3 protein-coding genes and 1 pseudogene are annotated in these 4846 nt (G+C 74.7%); 3 read left to right on the forward strand and 1 reads right to left on the reverse strand.

Features of this window, described 5'->3' with window-relative positions:
- The 3 genes from cobT to FNH09_RS44580 form a co-directional block, all read left to right on the forward strand.
- Positions 1–2004 (forward strand): nicotinate-nucleotide--dimethylbenzimidazole phosphoribosyltransferase (cobT, locus tag FNH09_RS44570; protein WP_338017870.1); only part of this gene is annotated, 2004 nt, incomplete at its 5' end.
- A 155-nt stretch (positions 2005–2159) separates the two neighbouring features.
- Positions 2160–3392, forward strand: coding sequence for a uroporphyrinogen-III C-methyltransferase (gene cobA, locus FNH09_RS44575; protein ID WP_152895578.1), 1233 nt, complete (start codon positions 2160–2162; stop codon positions 3390–3392).
- 64 nt (positions 3393–3456) lie between these two features.
- Positions 3457–4275, forward strand: coding sequence for a TrmH family RNA methyltransferase (locus tag FNH09_RS44580; RefSeq protein ID WP_162470047.1), 819 nt, complete (start codon positions 3457–3459; stop codon positions 4273–4275).
- Between the two features lie 127 nt (positions 4276–4402).
- Here FNH09_RS44580 and FNH09_RS47400 read toward each other — a convergent pair.
- Positions 4403–4846 (reverse strand): annotated as a pseudogene (locus tag FNH09_RS47400) (serine/threonine protein kinase); the annotation flags it as partial.

Raw genomic sequence — 4846 nt, forward strand, 5'->3', positions numbered from 1 at the left:
CCGCCGCACCCCATCGTCCTGCCCGCCCAGGAGCCGCAGCCGCAGGCACCTCAGGCCCCGGCACAGACGCCGGGAGCGCAGCTCCCGGACCCCGTCGCCGTGGTCCCCGCCCCCCGGGAGGCCGAACCGGCCCCCGGCCGGGCGGCCGAGGACGCGGAGCACGAGCCGGACGTCGTGCAGCAGGCGGCGGACCTGGACACCAGGGGCGCCGCACCGGAAGACCAGGAAGAAGAGAGCACGGCCGCAGTGGAAGAAGCACGAGAGTCCACCGGCCCGGCGGCCCCCGGCTTCGCCGAAGCCGAGCGCGAGGCCGTGCTGCGGGTGATCCGCGAGCGCCGTGACATCCGCAACGGCTTCCGCAACGACCCGATCCCGCACGAGGTGCTGCTGCGCGTCCTGGAGGCGGCCCACACGGCCCCGTCCGTGGGCCACTCGCAGCCCTGGGACTTCGTCGTGATCCGTTCGGCCGAGACCCGCCGCACCATGCACGAACTGGCCATGCACCAGCGCGAGGCGTACGCCAAGTCGCTGCCCAAGGGCCGGGCCAAGCAGTTCAGGGAAATGAAGATCGAGGCCATCCTCGACACCCCGGTGAACGTCGTCGTCACCGCCGACCCGACCCGCGGCGGCCGCCACACCCTCGGCCGGCACACCCAGCCGCAGATGGCGCCGTACTCCGCCGCGCTCGCCGTGGAGAACTTCTGGCTCGCCGCCCGCGCCGAGGGCCTCGGGGTCGGCTGGGTCAGCTTCTTCGACGAGCGCGAGATGGTCCGCGCCCTCGGCCTGCCCGACCACCTGGAGGTCGTCGCCTACCTGTGCGTCGGGTACGTCGACGAGTTCCCGGAGGAGCCCGAGCTGATGCAGGCGGGCTGGTCCAAGCGCCGTCCACTGTCCTGGGTCGTGCACGAGGAGACGTACGGCCGTCGCGCGCTGCCCGGTGAGGACCCGCACGACCTGCTCGCCGAGACCGTCGCCGGGATCCGCCCGCTGGACGCCAAGGCGCTCGGCGAGGCTTGGGAGCGGCAGAAGCGCATGACCAAGCCGGCCGGCGCGCTCGGCATGCTGGAGATCATCTCCGCGCAGCTGTCCGGACTGTCCCGGCAGTGCCCGCCGCCGATCCCGGAGCCCGCGGCCGTCGCGATCTTCGCGGGCGACCACGGTGTGCACGCCCAGGGCGTCACCCCCTGGCCGCAGGAGGTCACGGCCCAGATGGTGGCCAACTTCCTGGGCGGGGGAGCGGTCTGCAACGCCTTCGCCGCGCAGGTCGGCGCCGAGGTCTGCGTCATCGACGTGGGCGTCGCGGCCGACCTCCCGGCCACCCCCGGTCTGCTGCCGCGCAAGGTCCGCGCGGGCACCTCGGACATGACCACCGGCCCCGCGATGACCCGCGAGGAGGCCAAGCAGGCCATCGAGGTGGGCATCGAGACCGCCCGCGACCTGGTGGCGGCCGGCAACAAGGCCCTGCTCACCGGTGAGATGGGCATCGCCAACACCACCGCGTCGGCCGCGCTCATCTCCGTCTTCACCGGCGCCGACCCGGCCGAGGTCACCGGCCGCGGCACCGGCATCAACGACGAGACGCTCGCCCGCAAGACCGATGTCGTGCGCCGCGCCCTGGAGTTCCACCAGCCCGACCCGGCCGACCCCATCGGCGTCCTCGCGGCGATCGGCGGTTTCGAGCACGCGGCCATGGTGGGTCTGCTCCTCGGCGGCGCCTCGCTGCGCACCCCGGTGATCCTGGACGGAGTCAGCGCGGGCGCCGCCGCCCTGGTCGCCCGGGCGATCGCCCCCGAGGTCCTCGCGGCCTGCATCGCGGGCCACCGCAGCGCCGAGCCGGGCCATGTGGCGGCCCTCAACAAGCTGGGCCTGCGCCCGCTGGTCGACCTGGACCTGCGCCTCGGCGAGGGCACGGGCGCCCTGCTGGCGCTCCCGCTGGTGCAGAGCACGGCACGAGCGATGCACGAGGTGGCGACGTTCGACTCGGCGGGCGTCACCGAGAAGTAGCCCACCGCGGGGCGGGGTCGGGGCAGCCGGGCGTCCCGGCGCCCGCCCCCGCCCCCTGCCGTACCCCGCACCACGGCTAAAATTCGCACGTCAGGGCCGCTCCGGAGCTGTAGCGCCCTTCGCATCGCCAGGACGAGGACGAGGAGCCGCCCCGCATGGCAGAACACCCCGCCTATCCCGTAGGCCTCCGTCTGGCCGGCCGCCGCGTGGTCGTCCTCGGCGGCGGTCAGGTCGCCCAGCGCCGTCTCCCGGCACTGATCGCGGCCGGCGCCGACATCCTCCTGGTGTCCCCCGAGGCGACACCGTCCGTCGAGGCCATGGCGGACGCGGGCGAGATCGTCTGGGAGCGGCGCCCCTACGCCGACGGCGACCTCGCCGACGCCTGGTACGCACTGATCGCCACCAGCGACCCGGAGGCGAACACCCGGGCCTCCGCCGAGGGCGAGGCGCACCGCGTCTGGTGCGTGCGCTCCGACGACGCCGACGCGGCGACCGCCTGGACCCCGGCCACCGGCCACAGCGAGGGCGTCACCGTGGCCGTGCTCACCACCGACGCGCGCGGCCGCGACCCCCGGCACACCGCCGCCGTCCGGGACGCGGTCGTGGAGGGTCTGCGCGACGGCACCCTGGTCGCCCCGCACCACCGCACCCGCACCCCCGGTGTCGCCCTCGTCGGCGGCGGTCCCGGCGACCCGGACCTGATCACGGTCCGCGGCCGGCGGCTGCTCGCCGAGGCGGACGTCGTCATCGCCGACCGGCTCGGCCCGCGCGATCTGCTGGCCGAACTCCCGCCGCACGTCGAGGTGATCGACGCGGCGAAGATCCCGTACGGGCGGTTCATGGCCCAGGAGGCCATCAACAACGCGCTCATCGAGCACGCCAGGAAGGGCAGGTCCGTCGTCCGGCTGAAGGGCGGCGACCCGTACGTCTTCGGCCGTGGCATGGAGGAGCTCCAGGCGCTCGCCGAGGCGGGCATCCCGTGCACGGTCGTCCCGGGCATCTCCAGCTCGATCTCGGTACCGGGCGCGGCCGGCATCCCCGTCACCCACCGCGGGGTCGCCCATGAGTTCACCGTGGTCAGCGGCCATGTCGCCCCCGACGACGAGCGCTCCCTGGTCGACTGGCCGGCGCTCGCCAGGCTGACGGGTACGCTCGTGGTGCTCATGGGCGTCGACAAGATCGGGAAGATCGCCGAGACGCTCGTCGCGCACGGCAGGTCGCCGGACACCCCCGTCGCCCTGGTCCAGGAGGGCACGACGGCCGCCCAGCGGCGCGTCGACGCCACCCTCGCGACCGTCGCCGAGACGGTGCGCGCCGAGGACGTGCGGCCCCCGGCCGTCATCGTCATCGGCGAGGTCGTCGGCGTGGGCCCCCGCACCACCGAGTAACCCCGGGTAACACAACCCGTTCCGAGCCGTTGGCACCACACCCAGGACAAGGCAGTATCACCCTGTGGCCGATCTCATCACCGTTGAGGACCCCGCCGACCCGCGCCTGAGCGACTACACGGGCCTGACCGACGTCGAGCTGCGCCGCAAGCGCGAGCCCGCCGAGGGCCTGTTCATCGCAGAGGGCGAGAAGGTCATCCGCCGGGCCAAGGACGCCGGGTACGAGATGCGCTCGATGCTGCTGTCCGCGAAGTGGGTCGACGTCATGCGCGACGTCATCGACGAGCTCCCGGCCCCCGTCTACGCGGTCAGCCCGGAGCTCGCCGAACAGGTCACGGGCTACCACGTGCACCGCGGCGCGCTCGCCTCCATGCAGCGCAAGCCGCTTCCCACGGCCGCCGAACTGCTGCGCTCCGCCCGCAGGGTGGCGGTCATGGAGTCGGTCAACGACCACACCAACATCGGCGCGATCTTCCGCTCGGCGGCCGCCCTCGGCATGGACGCGGTCCTGCTCTCGCCCGACTGCGCCGACCCGCTCTACCGCCGCTCCGTCAAGGTCTCGATGGGCGCGGTCTTCTCGGTGCCGTACGCCCGCCTCGACACCTGGCCCAAGGGTCTCGACTCGGTCCGCGAGGCGGGCTTCACCCTGCTCGCGCTCACCCCGGACGAGAAGGCCAGGTCCCTCGACGAGGCCGCCCCGCACCGGATGGACCGGGTGGCCCTGATGCTCGGCGCGGAGGGCGACGGCCTGTCCACCCAGGCGCTCGTCGCCGCCGACGAATGGGTCCGCATCCCGATGGCCCACGGCGTCGACTCCCTCAACGTGGGCGCGGCGGCGGCGGTCGCCTTCTACGCGGTGGCCACGGGACGTCCGACCGCTTGACCGCTTGACCGCCTGACCGCCTGACCGACGGCCGTCCGACGCCCGGCGAGCAGGGTGCCGCAGGCCGGGGCGGCGGGCGGCGGGGCGTACCCGCGGTGGCGTACGTCGGCCGGGGCGGCCGCCCGGGTCACTCCGGGCCGTCGGCCCGAAGCGTCGACCCGTACCGCTGCTCCGGCGGCCCGTCGAACGACGGCGCGGGCGGGTGCGGCTTGGCGTCCGACCGTCGTACGACGTCGGCGCCGCCCCCGAGTCCGCGCGCCGGACCCTGACAGCCCTGCACCACGCCGATGGCGAGCGCGACGAGCAGCGTCACCACGACGAACACGAACAGCCGCTGCCGCAGCAGCCGCGGATTCGCCGGCCGCCGACCGGTACCGGTGGTCCTGGGCGCGGGACGGCCCGCGCCGCTGCGCGGCCCCGTCCGGCCACCGGTGCCCGACCGACCGGTGTTGCGCGAAGCCGGAGTGGGCCGGGCGCCGGGCCGGGACCCGGTGCTGTTGCCCCGCGAGGCACTGCCGCCGCGCGACGGGGTCCCCCCGCTGCGGACGGCCGGGGCCGGACCGCGCGAGGG

Origin of the sequence: Streptomyces adustus, from assembly GCF_009377175.1 — a bacterium.
Lineage (GTDB): Bacteria > Actinomycetota > Actinomycetes > Streptomycetales > Streptomycetaceae > Streptomyces > Streptomyces adustus.